This window comes from Limnospira fusiformis SAG 85.79, assembly GCF_012516315.1.
GTDB lineage: Bacteria > Cyanobacteriota > Cyanobacteriia > Cyanobacteriales > Microcoleaceae > Limnospira > Limnospira fusiformis.
On the sequence record NZ_CP051185.1, the window covers coordinates 2,139,657 to 2,160,560 of the forward strand.

The 20,904-nt window shown below is 45.0% G+C and carries 19 protein-coding genes and 2 pseudogenes; 18 read left to right on the plus strand and 3 right to left on the minus strand.

Features of this window, described 5'->3' with window-relative positions; all coding sequences use genetic code 11:
• The first annotated feature begins 333 nt into the window (after positions 1-333).
• From metG to moaA, 7 genes and pseudogenes are all read left to right on the plus strand, one after another.
• On the plus strand, positions 334-1,938 hold the full coding sequence (metG, locus tag HFV01_RS10225; protein WP_006625037.1) for a methionine--tRNA ligase: 1,605 nt from the start codon (positions 334-336) through the stop codon (positions 1,936-1,938).
• Positions 1,939-2,069: 131 nt separating this feature from the next.
• A complete protein-coding gene (locus HFV01_RS10230) occupies positions 2,070-2,687 on the plus strand; it encodes a LabA-like NYN domain-containing protein (protein WP_006625038.1) in 618 nt (205 codons plus the stop codon).
• Positions 2,684-3,865 (plus strand): LPS export ABC transporter periplasmic protein LptC, encoded by a 1,182-nt coding sequence (lptC, locus tag HFV01_RS10235; RefSeq protein WP_035759449.1) that lies wholly within the window; start codon positions 2,684-2,686, stop codon positions 3,863-3,865. Before HFV01_RS10230 ends, lptC begins: the two co-directional genes overlap by 4 nt.
• Positions 3,866-4,213: 348 nt before the next feature.
• Positions 4,214-5,218, plus strand: coding sequence for a phosphoribulokinase (locus HFV01_RS10240; RefSeq protein WP_006625041.1), 1,005 nt, complete (start codon positions 4,214-4,216; stop codon positions 5,216-5,218).
• Positions 5,219-5,666: 448 nt separating this feature from the next.
• Positions 5,667-6,275 (plus strand): annotated as a pseudogene (locus HFV01_RS10245) (IS607 family transposase).
• The gene (locus HFV01_RS10250; RefSeq protein WP_318286282.1) at positions 6,238-7,347 is read left to right on the plus strand and encodes an RNA-guided endonuclease InsQ/TnpB family protein; all 1,110 of its coding nucleotides are present in this window, start codon (positions 6,238-6,240) and stop codon (positions 7,345-7,347) included. Before HFV01_RS10245 ends, HFV01_RS10250 begins: the two are co-directional and overlap by 38 nt.
• Before the next feature lie 106 nt (positions 7,348-7,453).
• On the plus strand, positions 7,454-8,443 hold the full coding sequence (gene moaA, locus HFV01_RS10260) for a GTP 3',8-cyclase MoaA (RefSeq protein WP_008052103.1): 990 nt from the start codon (positions 7,454-7,456) through the stop codon (positions 8,441-8,443).
• A gap of 22 nt (positions 8,444-8,465) precedes the next feature.
• On the opposite strand, the pseudogene HFV01_RS10265 reads toward moaA, so the two are convergent.
• Both HFV01_RS10265 and rpsD read right to left on the minus strand, forming a co-directional pair.
• A pseudogene (locus HFV01_RS10265) lies at positions 8,466-8,858 on the minus strand (zinc ribbon domain-containing protein); the annotation flags it as partial.
• A gap of 206 nt (positions 8,859-9,064) precedes the next feature.
• Positions 9,065-9,673, minus strand: coding sequence for a 30S ribosomal protein S4 (gene rpsD, locus HFV01_RS10270; protein ID WP_006625045.1), 609 nt, complete (start codon positions 9,671-9,673; stop codon positions 9,065-9,067).
• Positions 9,674-9,815: 142 nt separating this feature from the next.
• On the opposite strand from rpsD, the gene HFV01_RS10275 reads away from it, so the two are divergent.
• Positions 9,816-10,328: a hypothetical protein gene (locus HFV01_RS10275; RefSeq protein WP_006668757.1), complete on the plus strand. Its 513-nt coding sequence runs from the start codon at positions 9,816-9,818 to the stop codon at positions 10,326-10,328.
• Here HFV01_RS10275 and pdxA read toward each other — a convergent pair.
• Positions 10,312-11,364: a 4-hydroxythreonine-4-phosphate dehydrogenase PdxA gene (pdxA, locus tag HFV01_RS10280; protein WP_006668758.1), complete on the minus strand. Its 1,053-nt coding sequence runs from the start codon at positions 11,362-11,364 to the stop codon at positions 10,312-10,314. The genes HFV01_RS10275 and pdxA overlap by 17 nt on opposite strands.
• Before the next feature lie 219 nt (positions 11,365-11,583).
• Here pdxA and rfbF point away from each other — a divergent pair, with 219 nt between their 5' ends.
• The 10 genes from rfbF (at position 11,584) to HFV01_RS10330 (ending at position 20,869) form a co-directional block, all read left to right on the plus strand.
• Positions 11,584-12,438, plus strand: a complete 855-nt coding sequence (gene rfbF, locus HFV01_RS10285) for a glucose-1-phosphate cytidylyltransferase (RefSeq protein ID WP_006668759.1) — start codon at positions 11,584-11,586, stop codon at positions 12,436-12,438.
• Positions 12,416-13,411: an NAD-dependent epimerase/dehydratase family protein gene (locus HFV01_RS10290; RefSeq protein WP_006668760.1), complete on the plus strand. Its 996-nt coding sequence runs from the start codon at positions 12,416-12,418 to the stop codon at positions 13,409-13,411. The genes rfbF and HFV01_RS10290 overlap by 23 nt, the downstream gene beginning before the upstream one ends.
• Before the next feature lie 191 nt (positions 13,412-13,602).
• Positions 13,603-14,835 carry a class I SAM-dependent methyltransferase gene (locus HFV01_RS10295; protein WP_006625050.1) on the plus strand — a complete coding sequence of 411 codons (1,233 nt, stop codon included), beginning with the start codon at positions 13,603-13,605 and terminating at the stop codon, positions 14,833-14,835.
• A gap of 72 nt (positions 14,836-14,907) precedes the next feature.
• Positions 14,908-16,137, plus strand: coding sequence for a class I SAM-dependent methyltransferase (locus tag HFV01_RS10300; RefSeq protein ID WP_006625051.1), 1,230 nt, complete (start codon positions 14,908-14,910; stop codon positions 16,135-16,137).
• A 115-nt stretch (positions 16,138-16,252) separates the two neighbouring features.
• Positions 16,253-16,354 (plus strand): cytochrome b6-f complex subunit PetM, encoded by a 102-nt coding sequence (petM, locus tag HFV01_RS10305; protein ID WP_006618540.1) that lies wholly within the window; start codon positions 16,253-16,255, stop codon positions 16,352-16,354.
• A gap of 297 nt (positions 16,355-16,651) precedes the next feature.
• On the plus strand, positions 16,652-17,629 hold the full coding sequence (locus tag HFV01_RS10310; RefSeq protein ID WP_006625052.1) for an SDR family oxidoreductase: 978 nt from the start codon (positions 16,652-16,654) through the stop codon (positions 17,627-17,629).
• 133 nt (positions 17,630-17,762) lie between these two features.
• Entirely contained in the window at positions 17,763-18,680 is a 918-nt protein-coding gene (locus HFV01_RS10315) for an NAD(+) kinase (RefSeq protein WP_046319374.1), read from the plus strand.
• A gap of 47 nt (positions 18,681-18,727) precedes the next feature.
• Positions 18,728-19,423, plus strand: coding sequence for a response regulator transcription factor NblR (gene nblR / locus HFV01_RS10320; protein WP_008051568.1), 696 nt, complete (start codon positions 18,728-18,730; stop codon positions 19,421-19,423).
• A gap of 31 nt (positions 19,424-19,454) precedes the next feature.
• Positions 19,455-19,973 carry a DUF192 domain-containing protein gene (locus HFV01_RS10325; protein WP_006625055.1) on the plus strand — a complete coding sequence of 173 codons (519 nt, stop codon included), beginning with the start codon at positions 19,455-19,457 and terminating at the stop codon, positions 19,971-19,973.
• Positions 19,974-20,548: 575 nt separating this feature from the next.
• Entirely contained in the window at positions 20,549-20,869 is a 321-nt protein-coding gene (locus HFV01_RS10330; protein ID WP_006625056.1) for a hypothetical protein, read from the plus strand.
• Positions 20,870-20,904: the final 35 nt, after the last annotated feature.

The following is a 20,904-nucleotide window of genomic DNA, read 5'->3' on the forward strand; positions in this document are numbered from 1 at the left end:
GGCGGAAACCACTAGACAGACGGGGATAAGTGGCTAACTACAGTTGGCGGTAAATCTGCCAATCAACCGCTCCGACCCGGTGAATCGATCGCGCTGGTATCTCCATTGAGTTTGTAGATCTTGATGAAAAAGTTAAGAATTCGTTGAGAATTTTTAACATTTTTTTAAAAAGTATTATCATTTATAGGCTTTAGTTTGAATGGTCAAAACAGTATCAAAATTTTGGCTGTTTTGACCCGTGACAGGGTTCGGGTGTCAGGGTAACCGACTCCGCCCCGAAGGCAGATCAAACCTAAGTAAGATCAGTTTAAGAGAGAAACTTGTATATCAGTCATGGATGTGACACCAAAAACTAAAAAGACGTTTTCCTTAACAACACCCCTATATTATGTGAATGACGTTCCCCATATTGGCAGCGCCTACACGACGATCGCCGCCGATGCGATCGCCCGTTGGAAGCGACTACAGGGATATGAAGTGCTGCTAATTACTGGTACCGACGAACACGGCCAGAAAATTCAACGGACAGCCGAGGAGGCGGGATGTTCTCCTCAAGTTCACTGTGATCGGATAGTCAGCAGTTTTGAGAGTCTGTGGAAACTGCTAGAAATTCAGTATGATCGTTTTAGTCGGACCACCAGCCCCCGTCACGAGGCGATCGTCAAAGAATTTTTCCAGCGGGTGTGGCAAAATGACGACATATATTTGAGCCAACAACAGGGCTGGTATTGTGTCAGCTGTGAAGAGTTCAAAGAAAAACGGGAACTAATAGACGAGAAATATTGCCCCATCCACGTGAATAAAGAAGTAGAATGGAGGGACGAGCAGAACTACTTTTTCCGTCTGTCAAAATATCAAAAACAGCTAGAAGCCCTTTATCATGATCACCCCGACTTCATCGGGCCAGAAAGTCGCCGGAATGAAGTTATCAGTTTTATTAAACAAGGATTACAGGATTTCTCCATTTCTAGGGTGAATCTTGACTGGGGTTTCCCAGTTCCCATTGATCCCAGTCAAACCCTATATGTTTGGTTTGATGCACTACTAGGATATGTCACCGCCCTAGTTGATCCCGACTCGGAACCTACCCTCTCTGAAGCGATCGCTAAATGGTGGCCGATAGACCTGCACCTAATTGGTAAAGACATCTTACGCTTCCATGCTGTTTACTGGCCAGCTATGTTAATGTCTGCCGACTTACCTTTACCTGGTCGTATCTTTGGACACGGTTTTCTAACTAAAGATGGTAAAAAGATGGGTAAGAGTTTAGGGAATACACTTAATCCCGTAGAGTTGGTGAACCAATTTGGTACCGATGCCGTCCGTTACTATTTCTTAAAGGAGATAGAATTTGGACAAGACGGTGATTATAATCAGACCAGATTTATTAATACCCTAAACGCCGACCTCGCCAATGATCTGGGAAACTTACTTAACCGGACTATGAAAATGGCTGCCAAATACTTTGAAGGTAGAGTTCCGGCGATCGCTGTAGATCATATCCAGACAGACAATCACCTAAAATCCATTGGTAGTTCCCTCGGTAACAGCGTTAGTCAATTCTATGAAAAACTGGCGTTTAGCCAAGTGTGTGAGGCGGTTCTGATTCTAGTTCAGGCTGGTAACAAATATGTAGACGAACAAGCACCCTGGTCACTGTATAAACAAGGGGAACTATCAGCCCTGATGGAAGTGATCTACTCCGTGCTTGAGTCCGTCCGACAATCGGCTTATTTATTAGCGCCAATTGTGCCAAATCTTAGCACCGCTGTCTACCAGCAACTGGGATACTCCCTGGATTTTCAAGACCCTGAATTGTCAGCCAAAATCACGGCTTTGGATAGCCATGCTCACTGGGGTATTTTACCAAGCGAGCAAGTCCTGGGAGAAGCTAAACCAGTTTTTAAAAAGCTGGAATTACCCAGCTCTGTGGTCTGATCAATTTATCTCCCGGAGACTTACAGAGAGGAGGGAGCCGATTTAATTCCTGAATTATTGACAACTCCATGTGGGATTGATATACACCTATTTGAGCGGCATCATAAAATCATAAATGAGGTTTAAAAATCATGTTGAATCATATCAACAACAGTAGTAACGACATATTCACCCCTGAACAGATTTTAGAAAATCGAGGGCGTGTGGCCATATTTATCGATGGCTCGAATCTGTTTTATGCGGCTTTGCAATTAGGGATTGAAATTGATTACACCAAATTACTGTGCAGGCTAACCAGTGGTTCCCGGTTATTGCGATCGTTTTTCTATACCGGGGTCGATCGCACTAATGAAAAGCAACAGGGATTTTTGCTGTGGATGCGTCGCAATGGCTATCGGGTGGTTGCTAAAGACTTAGTACAACTGCCAGATGGTTCTAAAAAAGCTAACCTAGATGTAGAAATTGCCGTAGATATGATCGCTCTAGTGGGTGCTTATGATACGGCGGTGCTAGTTAGTGGTGATGGCGATTTAGCTTATGCGGTCGATTGTGTCAGCTATAGAGGTGTGCGGGTGGAAGTGATTAGTTTGCGCGCGATGACTAGCGATAGCCTAATTAATGTGGCCGATCGCTATATTGATCTCGAAGCGATCAAAGACGAAATTCAAAAAACTCCCCGCAGTCCTGGATATAGCTACCGTCCGCTATCAAGCATCAGTTTGATTGATGGAAAGGTTGAAGGCGCGTGATATTTAATAACTCAAACTCCAGCCAGCAGAAAATACCCAGTTTTCGTCTGGGCGCAATTCTGTTGCTGATGTTGGTAATTTCTGGCGGGGGACTGGTAGGGTGTCAATCCCCCCAACCTTCAGAACCAACTACTTCTGGGGACCAGCCACCCTCAGAAGAGTTTGAGAACACCCTCACCCTGGAAGATGTGGTACTCGAACAAGTAGACGAAGATGGCCAACTGCTGTGGCAGGTAGAGGCTAAACAAGCAAGTTATAGTCAAGATCAGAAAATTGCCACAGTGACTGAACCTGTGGGGGAACTGTTTGTCAAGGGTGAGTTACGCTATAAAATCGAAGCTAAACAGGGAGAACTGCACCAAGATGGTCAGCGACTGTTTCTCCGAGATGATATTGTCGCGGTTGATCTGGAAAATGGTATTGTTTTGCGCGGTCAAGAGTTGGAATGGATTGTTAATGAGCAAATTCTGATTGTTCGTGACAATGTGACCGGAGAACATGAAAAAATGCAGGCGATCGCTACTGAGGTCCAATTGTTCAACGATGACAAGCGCGTGGAATTTTGGAACCAAGTGGTGATCAACTTTAAGGAAGTAGGGGTGCAGCTACGCACTGATCATGTCATCTGGCGATGGGAAGAAGAAAGATTTATTTCTGACCGTCGGGTGGAAATCGATCGCCTAGAAAATATGGTGGTTACTGATCGCGCTGTCGCTAAAAGTGCCGAACTAGATTTAACTACAGCTATAGCCACTTTCAAAGATCATGTTCAGATTGCCCTGTCTAACCCGCCATTACAGCTTTCCAGTGATAAATTACAGTGGAACTACCAAGAACAAACTCTTAATTCCCCAGGGCCAATTACTATTATCGATCGCCAACAGCAATTGACTTTTTCGGGTGATCAGGGTTGGGGAGATTTGGACAACCAAATTTTTAACCTGATTGGTAATGTTCTGGGGGTGGCTCAAAACCCACAGGCTCAAATTAATGCTGATCTACTCACCTGGTATGTACCACAACAAGCATTTAAAGCTGAAGGTGATGTAATTTACCGCCAAGTTGACCCCCAGATGACTCTGCGGGGAGAAGTGGCCACCGGACAATTTTCTACTCAAACTGTCGTGGTCACTGGCAGAAATCAGGGCGATCGGGTAGTTACCGAAATTTTCCCCTAAACTAAATTCAATCAGGCTGGCAATTGATGTTAAAATAGCCCCACACCACTTGCGAAGTCAATAACCCCTATTCTGGCTTCAATTTTTCTCGCGATAAGTGAGAACGATTACATCTTGTAGGGATGATCCCCTTCTGGTAAAATCAATATCTAAAGTTAGTATAAAATACTTAGCTTACCAGATAACCAGGCCATTGTGTCAGTGGGGAGTCAGTAAGCTGTCTACCGATCGAGATTGGCTATACCTACATGGGTAGTCGCCAATTCTCAATTGTGACACTGGCCTGGGTTGTCCTGCTCAAAATAGAGTGGTTGAGCTTGTAAACAGTTTTTTGCTTAGAGGGAACCTATGGTAAATCAGCCGGATCGCGTAGTTTTAATTGGTGTTGCTGGGGATTCCGGGTGCGGAAAATCTACCTTTTTGCGTCGTATAACAGACATCTTTGGAGAAGATTTTGTTACGGTCATCTGTTTAGATGATTATCATAGTCTCGATCGCAAGCAACGTAAGGAAACCGGGATTACCGCTCTCGACCCCCGCGCTAACAATTTCGACCTGATGTATGAGCAGATTAAAACGCTCAAAAGTGGTCAATCTATCAATAAACCTATCTATAACCATGAAACTGGTCTGATCGATCCGCCAGAACGTATCGATCCTAATCACATTGTGGTTATTGAAGGTCTACACCCCTTGTATGATGAGCGTGTCAGAGGTCTGTTAGACTTTAGCGTTTACCTCGATATTAGTGATGAGGTCAAAATCTCCTGGAAAATACAGCGGGATATGGCTGAACGGGGACACCGCTATGAGGATGTTCTGGCTTCTATTAATGCTCGTCGTCCTGACTTTGAAGCCTATATCGATCCTCAGAAGCAATATGCAGATGTGGTCATCCAAATTCTACCTACCAAATTGATTCCTGATGATAAGGAACACAAAGTCCTACGGGTGCGCCTCATGCAGCGCGATGGAGTAGAAGGTTTTGAACCGGCTTATCTGTTTGATGAGGGATCAACCATCCACTGGACTCCTTGCGGTCGTAAGCTGACTTGTTCTTATCCCGGTATCAAGATGTTCTATGGGCCTGATGGTTACTATGGAAATGAGGTCTCTGTACTAGAGGTGGATGGGAAGTTCGATAACCTCGAAGAGATGATCTATGTTGAAGGTCACATGAGCAATATTGCTACCAAATACTACGGTGAACTCACCCATCTGTTGCGGGAACACCAAGACTACCCCGGTTCTAATGATGGCACTGGACTGTTCCAAGTTCTGGTCGGTCTGAAAATGCGATCCACTTATGAACGCTTGGTCGGAAAAGGTGAAAAAGTGGCGGCGGCTGTTTAGCTATACGCTATTTGATTTTAACTCGCCCTTGGCTATTCGCTGAGGGCTTTTTTTTGCCGCTGTCTTGATTTTTTATTCAATTTTAGGCAGTCCCAACCTAGGGGTTGACAAAAGGTGGCGATCGCGGTTACAATATTGACATATTGTTAAATAATTAAACATTGGCAAAAATAAAAAAATTACAAATATTCCATTATACTAGAAGTATAGCAGCAACCCCAGCCAAAGGCAACCCCTCCCCCCCAAAAAGGCCAATTTTTTCACAAAAGTTACAAAAGTTAACATAATTCCTAGCTTGATAATTCAAGTTGGGGGAAAAAGGACAGCACAGGACAGCACAGGACAATGCCTTCAGAGACGGCTGGGGAAGAGCATGATTTAATCTCAAATTAGGTTAATATTTTAGGGCAATATGGTATAATAAGCGAGAAGAGTTGAGGATAAACCTATTGCCAGATATGTCAAACCCAAGGAAGCCGCCCAAATCCTTGGAGTCCATGAAAGAACACTCCGCAGATGGGACGACAATGGCTCAATCGAGACCATCAGAACCCCCGCTGGGCAACGACGATACAACGTTGAGTGATATACTGCTGCCAAATCAGGCAGTGACAAACGCAAAGTCGTTATCTATGCCAGAGTTAGTAGCCGCGCCCAGCAGTCCGACCTCAACCGACAGGTGGCCGCACTGTCCAACCTCTACCCCGAAGCAGAAGTCGTCTCAGAAATCGGAGGCGGGCTCGACTTCAAGGGAAAGAAAATGCTGGCCTTACTGGGACATCATTTGTCAGGAGATGTCGGCATGGTTGTCGTTGCCCACCCAGACCGATTGGCAATATGGGGATTTGACTTGTTTCGATGGCTCTATGAGCAAAACAGGTGTTCACTCATGGTTCTCAACCAGACAAGTCTCAGTCCAGAACCAGAAATGGTTGAGGACATCCTCACTATCCTCCACTGCTTCAGTTCCCGATTATACGGACGGAGTAAATACAAAACTCAGGTCAAAGAAGATCCGGATTTACCCCAGCCCGGAGCTAAATCAAGTCTGGCGTAAATGGCTGGCCGCTTGTCGGTATTGCTACAACCAAGCAATTGCATTATCCCGGAGTGGTAAACGACTAAGCAAGTTAAAGTTACGCAATAAAGTGATGCAGAGCGACTTGCCTGCATGGGTCAAAGAAACACCCTGCCACATTCGGCAAAATGCCATCTTTGATGCCTATCAGGCTTTGATCGCCAGTCCTGATGCCAGGTTTAGAAGTTGTCGTGACAGCTCTCAAGGGATTAAGTTCAATAATACTAATTTCTCTTCAGGGAGTTGGTATCCAAGGCTCACGAAAGGATTAACTTTCATGGTTTCCGAAGCTATCCCTAAAACTTGCGGGCAAGGGACTCAGTTGGTGTTTACCAAAGGTCGATGGTTGGCGATTTTCCCTGAACCAGTTGCCGTTACCCCAACTGACGCTACTGGCGTGATTGCATTAGACCCGGGTGTGCGAACTTTCATAACCGGGTTTGATGGTTCACGATTTCTGGAATTGGGCTCCGGGGATATTGGACGCATTACTAGGCTATGTCAACATTTGGATGATTTAATGAGCCGAATCGCCAAGGAACCCTGTCGTTCAAGGAGGCGACGGATGAGGCAAGCGGCTCAACGAATGAGAACCAAAATCCGCAATCTAGTTGATGAAGCCCACAAACAAATTGCTCACTACTTGACTCACAACTACAGCCTAATTTTTTTGCCCACCTTCGAGACTTCCGATATGGTTGCCAAGGTGAAGCGTCTAATCAGGTCTAAGACTGCCCGCGCCATGCTGACATGGGCGCATTATCGATTCAAACTAACCCTGAGACATCAAGCCGAGATAACTGGAACCACAGTTGTAGATGTGACGGAAGAATACACCAGCAAAACCTGTACTCACTGTGGTCATGTGCATTCCCAGCTAGGTGGCTCAAAAGTGTTCCGATGTCCTGAGTGTGGGTTCACTCTACCCAGGGACTGGAACGGTGCTTTTGGAATCTTTCTAAAAGCTTTGCGGGATACCGCCTCTGTTACCTTAACGGGTAATAGTGCTATCGTTGCATTGTCCGGGAACAACCGGATAAATGTCGCGTAAATGTATCAGCCAATCCAATTTTCTGTTCTGAAGCGCCAGCGTTCGTTTCCGGTGTTAGCATCTAGGGCGTAGAGCAAGGTCAAATTTAAAAGTTAGCAAAAACCAGATGAATAATGTTGTTGATTATCTTCGAGTGAGCCTAATAGATCGGTGTAACTTTCGATGCCAGTATTGTATGCCGGAGGGTGCGGAAATTGACTATATCCTAGAGATGAACTTACTGACCAACGGGGAACTGCTGAAACTGCTGAGGGAAGTTTTTATCCCGGTGGGGTTCACTAGGTTTCGTCTAACGGGGGGTGAACCGTTGCTGCGTCCTGGGGTAACGGAATTAGTGTCAAAAATCGCGGGATTTCCAGAAACGGAGGATCTATCAATGACGACTAATGGTTTTTTGCTATCCCCGATGGCAGAATCTCTTTACCAGGCAGGTTTAAGGCGGATTAATATTAGCTTAGACTCTCTAGATCCTGAGATTTTTAATCAAATTATTGGTAATCGTGGGCGCGATCGCTGGCGACAGGTTTGGGATGGAATTCAATCGGCTTATCGGGTAGGGTTCAACCCACTGAAGCTGAATGTGGTGGTAATTCCGGGGGTAAATGACCATGAAATCCTAGATTTAGCGGGGTTAACGATAGACCGAGATTGGCACGTTCGGTTTATCGAATTTATGCCTATTGGCAATGGCCAGTTATTTGGCGATCGCGGTTGGGTAGCTTCGGAAACGTTGAGAGAGCAAATTCGGGGTCGTTGGGGTTTAGCAGAATCCCAGGTGCGAGGGAACGGACCCGCAGATGTTTTTAAAATTCCGGGCGCTAAGGGAACCCTAGGATTTATCAGCCAAATGTCGGAATGTTTTTGCGATCGCTGTAACCGAATGCGCCTATCAGCGGATGGTTGGTTAAGGCCTTGTTTACTCAACGAAACAGGTCAGATCGACCTCAAAACGGCTTTGCGGTCGGGTGTTACGGTGGAGGACCTACAAAAACAGGTTAGGGATTTACTAGGTATAAAACCGGAAATCAATTTTAAGGACAGGGACACAGGAACCCCCAACGGATACAGCCGCACGATGTCGCAAATTGGTGGTTAATGGAATTGATATTCTGATACATTTACGCGACATTTTTCCGGTTGTTCCCGGACAATGCAACGATAGCACTATTACCCGTTAAGGTAACAGAGGCGGTATCCCGCAAAGCTTTTAGAAAGATTCCAAAAGCACCGTTCCAGTCCCGTGGTAGAGTGAACCCGCACTCAGGACATCGGAACACTTTTGAGCCACCTAGCTGGGAATGGACATGACCACAGTGAGTACAGGTTTTGCTGGTGTATTCTTCCGTCACATCTACAACTGTTCAGTTATTTCCGCGCTTATGTCTCAGGGTTAGTTTGAATCGATAATGCGCCCATGTCAGCATGGCGCGGGCAGTCTTAGACCTGATTAGACGCTTCACCTGACTGGCCATATTGGAAGTCTCGAAGGTGGGCAAAAAAATCAGGCTGTGTTATGGGATGGCCAGGGATGCGACCCAATCAACCAAGGGGTTGAAGTCCTCACCGGGTAGTCCCCACGCCCATTTCAGCTCTATTTCATACCCGAAGGTCTCGCACCATACTTGGTATTATACCGTATTGCCGTAAAATGTTAACCTAATTTGAGATTAAATCATGCTCCCGTTATCAACTTTGTGTAACGGGAGAATGCCAATAATTAAGCCATACGGGAATAGTATTCAACGACGAGTAGTTCATTGATGGAAAGAGCGACCCATTCCCGTTCAATCACACCATTTACTGTAGCAGTGAGATTATTTTTATCTAACTCCAAATGGCTAGGGACGTTAGCTAAACCAGGATATTGAAGATTAGCTTTGACCATTTCGCGAGATTTGTCTCTATTTCTCACGCCAATGGTTTCGCCAGGACGACACTGATAGCTGGCAATATCTACAACTTTACCGTTAACGGTGATATGACCGTGGTTAACTAGCTGTCGGGCTGCGGGGATAGTGGGAGCCATACCCAGACGGAACACGGTGTTATCTAAACGCATTTCTAGGTATTGCAGTAAGACTTGACCGGTGGAACCGGAGGCGCGGCGCGCTTTGCGGACATAACGCAACAGTTGTCGTTCGGACAAACCATAGTTAAACCGCAGTTTTTGCTTTTCTTCTAAACGGACTGCATATTCTGAACGTTTGCGGCGAGCTTGACCGTGCTGACCAGGGGGATAAGCACGTCGGGCTGTTTTCCGGGTTAGTCCGGGAAGATCCCCTAAACGACGTGCAACCCGAAGCCGGGGTCCTCGATATCGAGACATCTAAGTTCCTCTCAACATAAAAATTTCACCAACCTTCTATTATAAGTTCTTAAAACCAAAAAGGGCAAGTGACAGAAGCGATCGCTTTCCAAAACGGGCAGTGGTATGATGAGCAAAAATTTGATTAGCTATATTTAGGCAAATGTTGAATTCCCAAAAATTGGCTTGGGGTCTTCCCCTGACAGTAGTTAGCCTGGTATGGGCTATGATTCCGGTAAAATCGGCGGCTCAGGGTTTCCCGTCTTATCGATTGGTGACAGAGGCTGATTATGCTAGATGTGTGCAACAATTGCAGGATGCTGGGGTGTCTCCTCGGGCTACAGCGACCGCTTGTGGTATGGCGATTAGACCTACAAATATTGGTGAGTGCGTGACTCTTATTACTCGTGATACTGGTATCGCTGGGGATGAGGCGGTTTTGGGATGTATGAATGTCCGCCGCCCGCAGGAGTTGGCTAATTGTGTGGTTAATATTACTAGGAGCAATAGTGAGGCTAATCCTTTAACTGTATTGGAAGGTTGCGGTCGCTCTCTTCTACCAGAGCGTTATGCTTCTTGTGTGGTGGGAATGGGTCGCGGTAGTACGGAATTTGCTGTCAATGACTTACTTAGGGTTTGTCTAAATCCCCCAGAACAGTTTACTGATAGGTTATAGGATGGGCTGGGGATGGTGGCTGCGCGCTATGGGCTAATTCTATGGCTAAGGCGATCGCAGCTTGAAAGCTGGAAGGGTCAGCAATACCTTGACCGACGATATCAAAGGCGGTTCCGTGGTCGGGGGAGGTGCGGATAAAGGGTAAACCAATGGTGGTATTAACGGCGCGATCGAATGCCATTAGCTTAACGGGGATTAACCCTTGATCATGGTACAGGGCGAGGTAAGCATCATGGGCGGCGGCTGTGTTTTGGCCATACCAGGCTTGACCGGGTTTAACCCATAATGTATCGGGGGGGATAGGTCCGTCTAGTTGAATTTGGGGATAGCGATCGCGTTTTTGTTGTATCCAGGGAATTAGCCAATCTTTTTCTTCGATTCCCAACTGACCGTTTTCGCCGCTGTGGGGATTAAGTCCAGAAACGGCTATTTTGGGGGTTTTAATACCAAAGTCCTGGTTGAGGGAGAGTATAAGTAAATCTAGTTTCTGGTCTAGGAGTTGAGGGGTCAAGGTTTGAGGGACTTGTGATAGGGGAATATGGGTGGTGGCGAGTAAGGTGCGTAAAGTCCAGTTACTATGGGGCGATCGGGCTACAAATAGCATTCCGTAGCGGTTAACTTGGGAACGCACCGCCAAAAGTTCCGTTTGTCCTGGGTAGTCATGTCCGGCGGCTTTCCAGTGGTTTTTGGCAATAGGTCCGGTAACAATTCCCTGAAATTGCCCTTTGAGGGTGGAGGCGATCGCTGTTTCCAAATAAGCAAAACTCGCCGCCCCACTGCTGGCATTTCCGACCCCAAATTTAATCGAGGATGGGGAGGGTCCGTCATTAATATCTAAAATATTGAGATGATCGGGATTAGCGATCGCTGGAGTAGTTTTCCTGAGTTGTTGATAGGTATTTTCCAACACCCAACGGGTACCCACCACAGTTATCTCGCAGTTTTCCGTCCAAGTGGAATTAGCCAAAGCCTTCAAAACCACCTCCGGCCCTATTCCGGCTGGATCTCCCAAAGTAATCGCCAAACGTCTTAACATTTATACCCTCAACTTAACATAATTTTATTATTGAGGTTCAGTCTCTCATAAACTGCGATCGTTTTACCAAATCTTCACAATCAGGATGTTAAATTTTACAATAGCCTCTATTTCCATTTAAGTCAACAGCTTATACTCAACAGTGTGTTAATTTTCAGGCTCATTCCCGACTCGACAGATTCAAATTGTATCAACCCAAAGTCCCTTAGAATACTAGCTATGAAAGTTGGAATCCTAGCAGGTGGATTGGGAACCCGCCTCGCCGAAGAAACAGAAAGTAAACCCAAGCCCATGGTAGAAATCGGAGGTCGTCCTATCCTCTGGCATATCATGATGCACTATGGCTACCATGGTTTCAAAGACTTTATTATTGCCCTAGGTTACAAATCAGAAGTCATTAAAAAATACATGGTAGATTACTGTTCTTTAAACAGTAATAAGCTCACCGTAAATCTAGGCACAGGCAAAGTTAACATTGATGGAGGCTACCGTCAGGATTGGATAGTTGAACTACTAGACACCGGGTTATATACCAACACTGGAGGGCGTATAAAGCAACTTGTTTCCCATGTAAATAATGAGACATTTATGTTAACCTGGGGGGATGGAGTCTCCGATATTCACCTCAAGAAACTATTAGAATTCCATCAAAGTCATGGCAAACTAGCCACCATGACAGTCGTGCGCCCCCCCGCGCGTTTTGGACTCCCCAAACTAGACGGAAATCAAGTAGTTGAATTTTCCGAAAAACCTCAAATCAGTGAAGGATGGATTAACGGTGCTTTCTTTGTACTAGAGCCCGGAATTTATGACTACATTACTGGGGATGATACGCAGTGGGAAAAAGAACCGCTAGAAAACCTAGCCAAAGATGGTCAATTAATGGCTTATCAATATGACGGTTTTTGGCAGTGCATGGATACTCTGCGAGATAAACGTCGGTTAGAAGCACTGTGGGAAACCAATCAAGCACCTTGGAAAACTTGGAGAGAAGAAGATGAAATTATTACTGACGGGACACAAGGGTTACATCGGGACAATATTAGTCCCAATGCTGTTAGCAAAAAAGCATGAAGTTATTGGACTAGACAGCGAAATATTCAAACAGTGTACATTTGGGGAAGGGATTACAGAAATTCCCGAAATATGTAAGGATATTCGCGACATTGAAGCCTCAGACGTTGAGGGTTTCGATGCAATTTTGCACCTAGCGGGACTGTCAAACGACCCCCTAGGAAATCTAAATCCTGACTTAACTTACGAAATCAATCATCAGGCTTCTGTCAAGTTAGCAAAACTAGCCAAAGAAGCCGGAGTAAGTCGCTATATCTTCTCATCATCTTGTAGTAACTATGGCGCAGGAGGAGACGACTGGCTAACAGAGGAATCACCTTTTAATCCAGTCACCCCCTATGGTATTTCCAAGGTAATGGTTGAACAAGATGTTAGCAAACTAGCAGACGACAACTTTAGTCCTACTTTTCTGCGTAATGCTACAGCATATGGTGTTTCTCCCCGTTTGCGGTTTGACTTAGTATTAAACAACCTAGTGGCTTGGGCTTTCACTACCGGGCGGGTTTATATCAAGAGCGATGGTACTCCCTGGCGACCAATTGTTCATATTGAGGATATTTGTCGCGCCTTCATTGCTACCTTACACGCCCCGCGAGAAGTAGTGCATAATCAAGCCTTTAATGTCGGTCGTAATGAGGATAACTACCGCATCCGCGACCTAGCCAATATGGTCGAAGAAATTGTGCCTAATTGCATCATTGAATATGCAGAAGATGGGGGGCCAGATAAGCGTTGTTATCGGGTAAATTGTAGCAAGATTTTAGAAGCCTTACCAGAATTTCAACCAGAATGGAATGCCCGTCGTGGTGCATCAGAACTCTACGCAGCTTATCAAAAAATTGGACTGACTCTCGAAGAGTTTGAGGGTGAACGCTACAAACGTATTGCTCACATTCAGAAACTCATTGGAGAAGGAAGTTTAGATAATAGCTTGCGTTGGAAAAGCCCGGTAAATGTCTTAGCCAAGGCTTAAATCATCTGCTGACTATCAAAAAATGGTATCAGAAACCAGTTAGTTAATAGTAGTTAAAAGTATGTTAAGCTAGTCAATCTTTTTAACTTAATTACTGCCTAAAAACTCTCAAATAGCTATAGGTTTCTGATTACCTAATTCAGTCCGTGTCAAAATATTCTCATCCTGTAGCAATCAAACATCTGTAAAATATGCCTAATTCCATACCAGTCTGTCGTTCTTGTGGTTCGGAAAACCTAGAACTAATTATTTCCTTTGGCTATACTCCCCTAGCTGATGGATTAATCACCCGCGAGAATATTGATAAACCCGAATACACAGCCCTTCTGGATTTAGTATTTTGTCCAGACTGTGGACTGGTTCAGATAACGGTTAGTGTTCCCCCGGAAATTCTGTTTGGTCGAGATTATCCTTATTTTTCGTCGGTTTCTCCTTCCTTACTGAAGCATTTTGGTGATAGCGCCCAAAACATTATTAAATCCAGAAAATTAGATAGCAATAGTCTGGTAATTGAGGCGGCGAGTAATGATGGATATATGCTGAAAAACTTTCTGGAACAAGGGATTCCGGTTTTAGGGATTGACCCCGCGACGGGTCCGGTAGAAAAAGCCAGAGAATCAGGAGTTACCACAATTCATGATTTTTTCACTAAAGATTTAGCTGAAAAATTACATTCTGAGGGCAAAAAAGCGGATGTATTTTTAGCCAATAATGTTTTGGCTCATGTGCCGGATTTAAATGGCTTTGTGGAAGGTATTTATACGCTATTAAAGCCGGATGGTGTAGCAGTAATTGAAGCTCCGTATGTCGTCGATTTAGTAGATCATTGTGAATTTGATACTATCTATCACCAACACTTGTGCTATTTTTCAGTAACCGCCCTTGATAGGCTATTCCGCCGCCATTTTCTGTATTTAAATGATATTCAGCGGACGGCTATTCATGGGGGTTCTTTGCGGTTGTTTGTGGAACCCAAAGAGGCGGTTAAAGATTCGGTGATATCTCTGCTTCAACAGGAAAGGGAATTAAAGGTAGACCGTATGGACTATTATAGAGATTTTGTCGATCGCATAGAAGTTATTAAGGATAATTTACTGAATATTCTGTGGGACTTAAAGCGACAGGATAAAAGGGTAGTAGGTTACGGTGCGGCGGCGAAAGCGACGACATTGTTAAGCTATTTTGGTATTGATAAAACGCTGTTAGATTATGTGGCGGACTTAAACCCCTTTAAACACGGACGTTTTATGAGTATCAATCATTTACCGATTGTACCACCTTCGAGATTAGTAGAAGACCAGCCAGATTATGTTTTAATTTTGGCGTGGAATTTTGCGGAAGAAATTATCAAGCAGCAACAGGCTTACCGAGACCGGGGTGGTAAGTTTATCATTCCCATACCTGAGCCCAAAATTGTAGATTGATTATCCCCAAATCGTGAGTTAAATAGCGCCCATATTGTTGTTTATCGGTCGTCAAATAATTAGGAGATAAATATGAGTAGTCAATCGGTCGCTAAGGTAGCGAATACTGAACCTGAGTTTAAGTTAGTTGAGCATACTTGTCCTAACTGCGGTCATCAGGAAATGTGGGTTTTCTATGAGGTGCGGGATGTGCCTGTTCATAGTTGTTTAATGATGCCAACCCGACAGGAAGCCTTAGATTTTCCGCGCGGGGATGTGGTGTTAGGATACTGTGAAAATTGCGGTTTTATTACCAATACGGCATTTGATTCTAAATGGTCAGCCTACGCCCCGAATTATGAAGACCAGCAAAGTTTTTCCCCGACATTTAATCAGTTTGCTCTGGATTTAGCGAATCGGCTGATTGACAAGTATAATCTCCGTGATAAAGATGTAGTTGAAATCGGCTGTAGCAAGGGTGATTTTTTGGTGCTAATGTGCGAGTTAGGGAATAACCGAGGGGTAGGTATTGACCCTTCGGCGGTGGTGGGACGAGTCCAAAGCCCAGCCACGGAACGCATTAGGTTTATTCAAGACTATTATTCAGAGCGCTACACTGAATATGTAGGGGATTTTATCTGCTGTCGCCATACTTTAGAACATATCTACCCAACGGCTGAATTTGTGGGGACGGTGCGGCGCTCTATTGGGAATCGCCCAACTTCTGTGTTTTTGGAAATTCCTGATATGGGTCGAGTTCTCAAGGATTTGGCTTTTGAGGATATCTACTATGAGCATTGTTCTTATTTTACACCAGGAACTTTGGCTCGTTTATTCCGCGCTTCTGGGTTTGAGGTGACGGATGTATATTTAGCATATAGTGACCAATATCTGTTAATTGAGGCGGAACCTGTCTCGGATTTGTCTGGGAAAATTCATCCTTTTGAGGAAAGTCCCGACCAAGTTAAACAGGATATGAGACATTTTGCTACTCATGTGCAAGGTAAAATCAACCATTGGAAAGAACATCTACAAATCGCTCAGGCAGAAGGAAAGCGGGTTGTAGTTTGGGGTTCTGGCTCTAAATGTGTGGCGTTTCTAACGACTTTGAAAACTGAGAATCAGGTGCAGTATATTGTGGATATTAATCCTCACCGACACGGACAGTTTATTCCGGGTGTTGGTCATGAAATTATGTCGCCGGAATTTTTGAAGGAATATCAGCCGGATGAGATTATTGTGATGAACCCGATTTACTGTGCAGAAATCCAGAAAATGCTGGATGATATGGGGGTATCAACAAAACTGATTCCTTTGAGTTAATGGGGGTGGTGACCGGGTCTGGGTGGCGCTGATAGCTATTTTTGGTGCGATCGCTACCGGTTCACCCTAAAATAGATAGGACAATTGTTAGACTTGTACAGGAGATCCCAAATTTATGGCTGGTGAAATTTTCAATGCGGCGTTTCTGTCCTTTGTTCTGATTCTGGTGGGATTAGGTGGCGGGTTCCTCCTCCTAAAAATCCAAGGTGGGGAATAGTCACCAGAGGCGGAACCCCACTAAGTAAATCAGGAAGGAGTTATCCGTTGCTGATTGGTATTGGCGCTAATGGTAGTTATAGCCATTGGCGCTAGTCCTGTTTGATAATTGATAATTGACCATAAAGGCATAAGTAGGGTGTGTCCCACCCGGCAAATGGTAATCAATAGGGGATAATTGACCGCTGGCGCAGTCCCACTGGGGACTCTAATCTGAGCAAATTATGAAGTTTTGTAAAAAAATGAGATAATCTTTGATAGTATTTTAAGTAAAGTTTAAGCCCCATATTGGTTATTCATGACATTATTAATTGTTGGTGCCACAGGTACTCTAGGTAGACAGATAGCCCGCCGAGCATTAGATGAAGGCTACCAGGTCCGCTGTTTAGCGCGTAGTTACAAAAAAGCTGCTTTCCTAAAAGAGTGGGGTGCAGAACTGGTTCCGGGGAACCTATGTGATCCAGAAACCTTAAAACCGGCGCTAGAGGGGGTAAAGGTGGTAATTGATGCGGCGACGGCGCGCCCGACGGATTCGCTGAGTATTAAAGATGTAGACTGGAAAGGGAAAGTGGCCCTGATTCAGGCGGCTAAAGCGGCAGGAGTAGAGAGATTTGTGTTTTTTTCGTTCCTGGATGCGGAAAAATATACGCAAGTGCCATTATTAGAGATTAAACGCTGTACAGAAAAGTTTTTAGCTGAATCTGGCCTTAAATATACAATTCTGAGACCCTGTGGCTTTCTGCAAGGCTTAATTGGTCAATTTGCGATCCCGATTTTAGATGGTCAGTCTGTATGGGTTCCGGGGGTAAGTTCTCCGATCGCCTATATGGATACTCAGGATATCGCTAAAATCACGATCCGGGCGTTATCAGTTCCGGAAGCGGAAAATAAAACGTTTCCGGTGGTGGGTTCGAGAGCTTGGACAGCGGATGAAATTATCCGCTTGTGCGAAAGACTGTCAGGGAAACAAGCCAGAGTCACGCGCACACCTAACAGCATTGTCCGTATTGTCCGCAAAGTTACTCGATTTTTCCAGTGGAGTCTGAACATTTCGGATCGTCTGGCGTTTGTGGAAGTTCTAGCGACGGGTCAACCTCTGAAAGCGTCAATGGATGAGACTTATCAGATACTAGGTATCAACCCAGAAGAAAATACCACCCTGGAAAGTTACCTGCAAGAATACTTTGGTCGGATCATGAAAAAACTGAAAGAGCTGGAATATGAACGAGAAAAACAGAAAAAACGTAAACAAAAGCGCAGCCCGTTCAAATCGTAAGAAGATTTGGCTGTAGGCTTTTGTTGTAGTAGGCTAATGGAATCGGTCAGTTATTTGGCTGATTGTGGTAAAATGGGGCGCTAAGTAAATTAGCCCCAATGATTGTTGCTCAACCATTATTAAGTTTATCCCCGTGCCAAAAGTAGGGATTCTTTATAACGATGCTAAGGCTGCTGCTTGTCGCAGTGCCATTGAATTAAAGGACAAGTTAACCAACCTGGGTTGGGATGTTTTTGTGGCGACAGGAATGGGGGGGATTTTGGGTTATTCTAATCCCGATCGCCCTCTGTGTCATACTGCGATCGAGGGGTTAGCGCCGCCAGAGTTCGATCGCGATATGAGCCTTGCTATTGTCCTAGGGGGAGATGGCACTGTTCTTTCTGCGTCCCGACAATTAGCGCCCCAGGGTATCCCCATGTTAGCGGTAAATACAGGCCACATGGGATTTCTGACGGAAACTTATCTAAATCAGTTCCCCCAAGCCTTAGAAGCGGTTTTGGCAGGGGAATATTTGGTTGAAGAACGGACAATGCTATTGGTGCGGGTATTTCACCAGGAAAGTTTGCTCTGGGAGGCTCTCTGTTTAAATGAAATGGTGCTACACCGGGAACCGATGACCTGTATGTGCCATTTTGAAATAGAAATCGGTCGCCATGTTCCGGTTGATATTGCTGCTGATGGGGTGATTATTTCTACCCCGACTGGCTCTACGGCTTATTGTCTGTCGGCGGGGGGAGCAGTAGTTACGCCAGGGGTGGGAGTTCTGCAATTGTTGCCAATTTGTCCCCATTCTCTGGCTTCGCGGGCTTTGGTTTATGCAGACCGGGAAGTGGTGACTATTTACCCGGCTAGTCCTAATCAATTGGTGATGGTGGTTGATGGCAATGGCGGATGTTATGTTCTACCAGAATATCACGTCCGAGTTGAGCGATCGCCTTTTCCGGCTCGTTTTATTCGTCTGAAACCACCGGAATTTTTCCAAATTTTGCGAGAAAAACTAGGCTGGGGACTCCCTCATATTGCTAAACCTACTTCTGTGGAACTACCTTGAGGCAACTGAGTCGAATTAACTAATTTTACACGGTAAACTGTTCCCCTATGAATGCGATCGCCCTAGATTCCCGTGCCTCCATATTGATTATTGAAAGTGATCAACTGTTGGCGGAAAATATCAGTAATGACTTGCACGAGTCCGGCTACTTTCCGGTAGTGGCTCACAATACCGCCATGGGTTTACATCAGGTAACGGAACTGCAACCAGCTTTGATTGTCATAGAATTGATGCTGGGGGGAGAGTCGGGATTGTCTCTGTGTCGCCATCTCCGGGAAATGGGCTGCACTGCGCCTATATTAATCTTTATGGCTCGTGATACCGTTGATGACCGGGTGGCTTGTTTGGAATCAGGCGCTGATGATTATTTTCTCAAACCCTATCGCTGTGAAGAGTTCCTCGATTTGGTGAAGCTATATCTCAAATCGGAAGATAATCACTCCGATATGTTGCGGTTTGCGGATTTGGTCTTAGATTTGGCGACCAGACGCGCTATTCGTAACCATCGGGCGATCGATTTAACCATGAAGGAATTTGATTTGCTCAAATATTTAATGGAGCATCCTCGGGAAGTTTTGACTCGTGAACAGATCCTGGAAAATGTCTGGGGATATGATTTTTTGGGAGAGTCTAATGTGATTGAGGTTTATATTCGCTATTTGCGACTAAAAATTGAGGAGGAAGGGGAAAAACGATTGATTCAGACTGTCAGAGGTGTAGGATATGTTTTGCGAGATGCCTAGGTTCAGTGGCGGTGCGTCCGGGGGGTGGCGCATGGATTGGCGGCGATTGGGATTAAGTTGTGTGACTATTACCTGGTTTTTGGTAGGCTGTGATACGCCAATGGTGTCTGTTCCTCCTAATCAGTTGGAACAGGATATGGTGCCAGTTTTTAGTCAGGGTCAGATGCTACCGATTACGGCTAAAGCTATGATTGGCGATCGCGAAATTCAGCTCGAAGTGGCGAGAACTCCTGAACAACAGACTTTGGGGTTGATGTTTCGGACTTTCCTCCCCGACAATCGCGGTATGTTATTTGTCTTCGCGCGCCCTGAGTTTGCACAGTTTTGGATGAAAAACTGTAAGATTCCTTTGGATATGATTTTTATGCGTGATGGGGTGGTTCGTTATATTCAGGTTAATGCTCTCCCCTGCGAGGCTGAACCTTGTCCGACCTATGGACCTACTAATGTGATGGTGGACAAGGTGATTGAGTTGCGAGGGGGACTAACTGAGGAATTGGGGCTACAATTGGGCGATCGCATCTCCGTTCGCTTTCTCAAATCTCCATAAAATAGTCTTTAGCCACTCCTATTGTAAAACTTTGTAAATTATGCTTGCCTAGTCCCAAAATGGTGCTATATTACCAGTATAGGGACACAAAACGAAGTTAATTCTTTGAGTAACCCAGTTTCGGACTTAGAGCCTGTGTCCGCCTGCTTGAGTCCACTTGCAGCGTCTGAACAGTGTGTTCGAGCTATAACTTGTTGGCATCGTCAAAGGGGTAAACTCCCGGCCTGGAGGCTCTCGTAAGTTGAGTTTGTTTGGGATCGGTGCTATAAACGGAGCCTGTATCGGCTTGATTTCTAAGGTGAGTTCCCTGAGTCAGGGTTGTTGCAAGTTTTGTTAACCAAATTTAGATCCTATCATTTTTCTGAGTAACTTATCCAACGTCTGCTTGAGTCAACTGAGTTTACTCAGTCGGTTTAGAGCCTAGTAGCCTTCTACTAGGCTTTAAGTAGTTTAGGGGTAATGCGATCGCCACATCTGGGAAAGTTTGACGAAATCAACCGAAAAAGATTAAAATTTAAGCTCTCGTATCTTCAGCCTCATATTGTCAAAACATTAATTGAATTGAGGGAACAATCATGCCTAAAGGTTCTTTTGCGACAATGCACGCAGAGACAGGGGAGCCACAGATATCATTTTATTATGAAAGTGGTACAGTTGAAACCTTCAGTCTGCCAATTTCTGCCGCTGAATTAGCCCAAAAATTGCCCCAAATGTTATCACAAAGGTGGGTAACTTTCCATTTGATTGATCAAACCGTTTTGGTCTGTATGGCTAAGGTGACTAAGGTGGAAGTCAAGCCGCCACTTCCCCAAATTCGAGATCAAGCCAGTTTCGCCAATGCTCAGAGGATAACAGCCTTACAAAGGGGAGCCGTCGGTAAAATTGGGGTACAGTAGTAGTCTAAGTTAATTCGCAGGTGCATCTCACATTT

What these genes read in the sequence shown, in the direction of transcription:
- metG (WP_006625037.1), top strand. Translation starts at nt 334, where the DNA reads ATGGATGTGACACCAAAAACTAAAAAGACGTTTTCCTTAACAACACCC.
- HFV01_RS10230 (WP_006625038.1), top strand. Translation starts at nt 2,070, where the DNA reads ATGTTGAATCATATCAACAACAGTAGTAACGACATATTCACCCCTGAA.
- HFV01_RS10240 (WP_006625041.1), top strand. Translation starts at nt 4,214, where the DNA reads ATGGTAAATCAGCCGGATCGCGTAGTTTTAATTGGTGTTGCTGGGGAT.
- moaA (WP_008052103.1), top strand. Translation starts at nt 7,454, where the DNA reads ATGAATAATGTTGTTGATTATCTTCGAGTGAGCCTAATAGATCGGTGT.
- rpsD (WP_006625045.1), bottom strand. Translation starts at nt 9,673, where the DNA reads ATGTCTCGATATCGAGGACCCCGGCTTCGGGTTGCACGTCGTTTAGGG.
- HFV01_RS10275 (WP_006668757.1), top strand. Translation starts at nt 9,816, where the DNA reads ATGTTGAATTCCCAAAAATTGGCTTGGGGTCTTCCCCTGACAGTAGTT.
- pdxA (WP_006668758.1), bottom strand. Translation starts at nt 11,364, where the DNA reads ATGTTAAGACGTTTGGCGATTACTTTGGGAGATCCAGCCGGAATAGGG.
- rfbF (WP_006668759.1), top strand. Translation starts at nt 11,584, where the DNA reads ATGAAAGTTGGAATCCTAGCAGGTGGATTGGGAACCCGCCTCGCCGAA.
- HFV01_RS10290 (WP_006668760.1), top strand. Translation starts at nt 12,416, where the DNA reads ATGCTGTTAGCAAAAAAGCATGAAGTTATTGGACTAGACAGCGAAATA.
- HFV01_RS10295 (WP_006625050.1), top strand. Translation starts at nt 13,603, where the DNA reads ATGCCTAATTCCATACCAGTCTGTCGTTCTTGTGGTTCGGAAAACCTA.
- HFV01_RS10300 (WP_006625051.1), top strand. Translation starts at nt 14,908, where the DNA reads ATGAGTAGTCAATCGGTCGCTAAGGTAGCGAATACTGAACCTGAGTTT.
- petM (WP_006618540.1), top strand. Translation starts at nt 16,253, where the DNA reads ATGGCTGGTGAAATTTTCAATGCGGCGTTTCTGTCCTTTGTTCTGATT.
- HFV01_RS10310 (WP_006625052.1), top strand. Translation starts at nt 16,652, where the DNA reads ATGACATTATTAATTGTTGGTGCCACAGGTACTCTAGGTAGACAGATA.
- nblR (WP_008051568.1), top strand. Translation starts at nt 18,728, where the DNA reads ATGAATGCGATCGCCCTAGATTCCCGTGCCTCCATATTGATTATTGAA.
- HFV01_RS10325 (WP_006625055.1), top strand. Translation starts at nt 19,455, where the DNA reads ATGGATTGGCGGCGATTGGGATTAAGTTGTGTGACTATTACCTGGTTT.
- HFV01_RS10330 (WP_006625056.1), top strand. Translation starts at nt 20,549, where the DNA reads ATGCCTAAAGGTTCTTTTGCGACAATGCACGCAGAGACAGGGGAGCCA.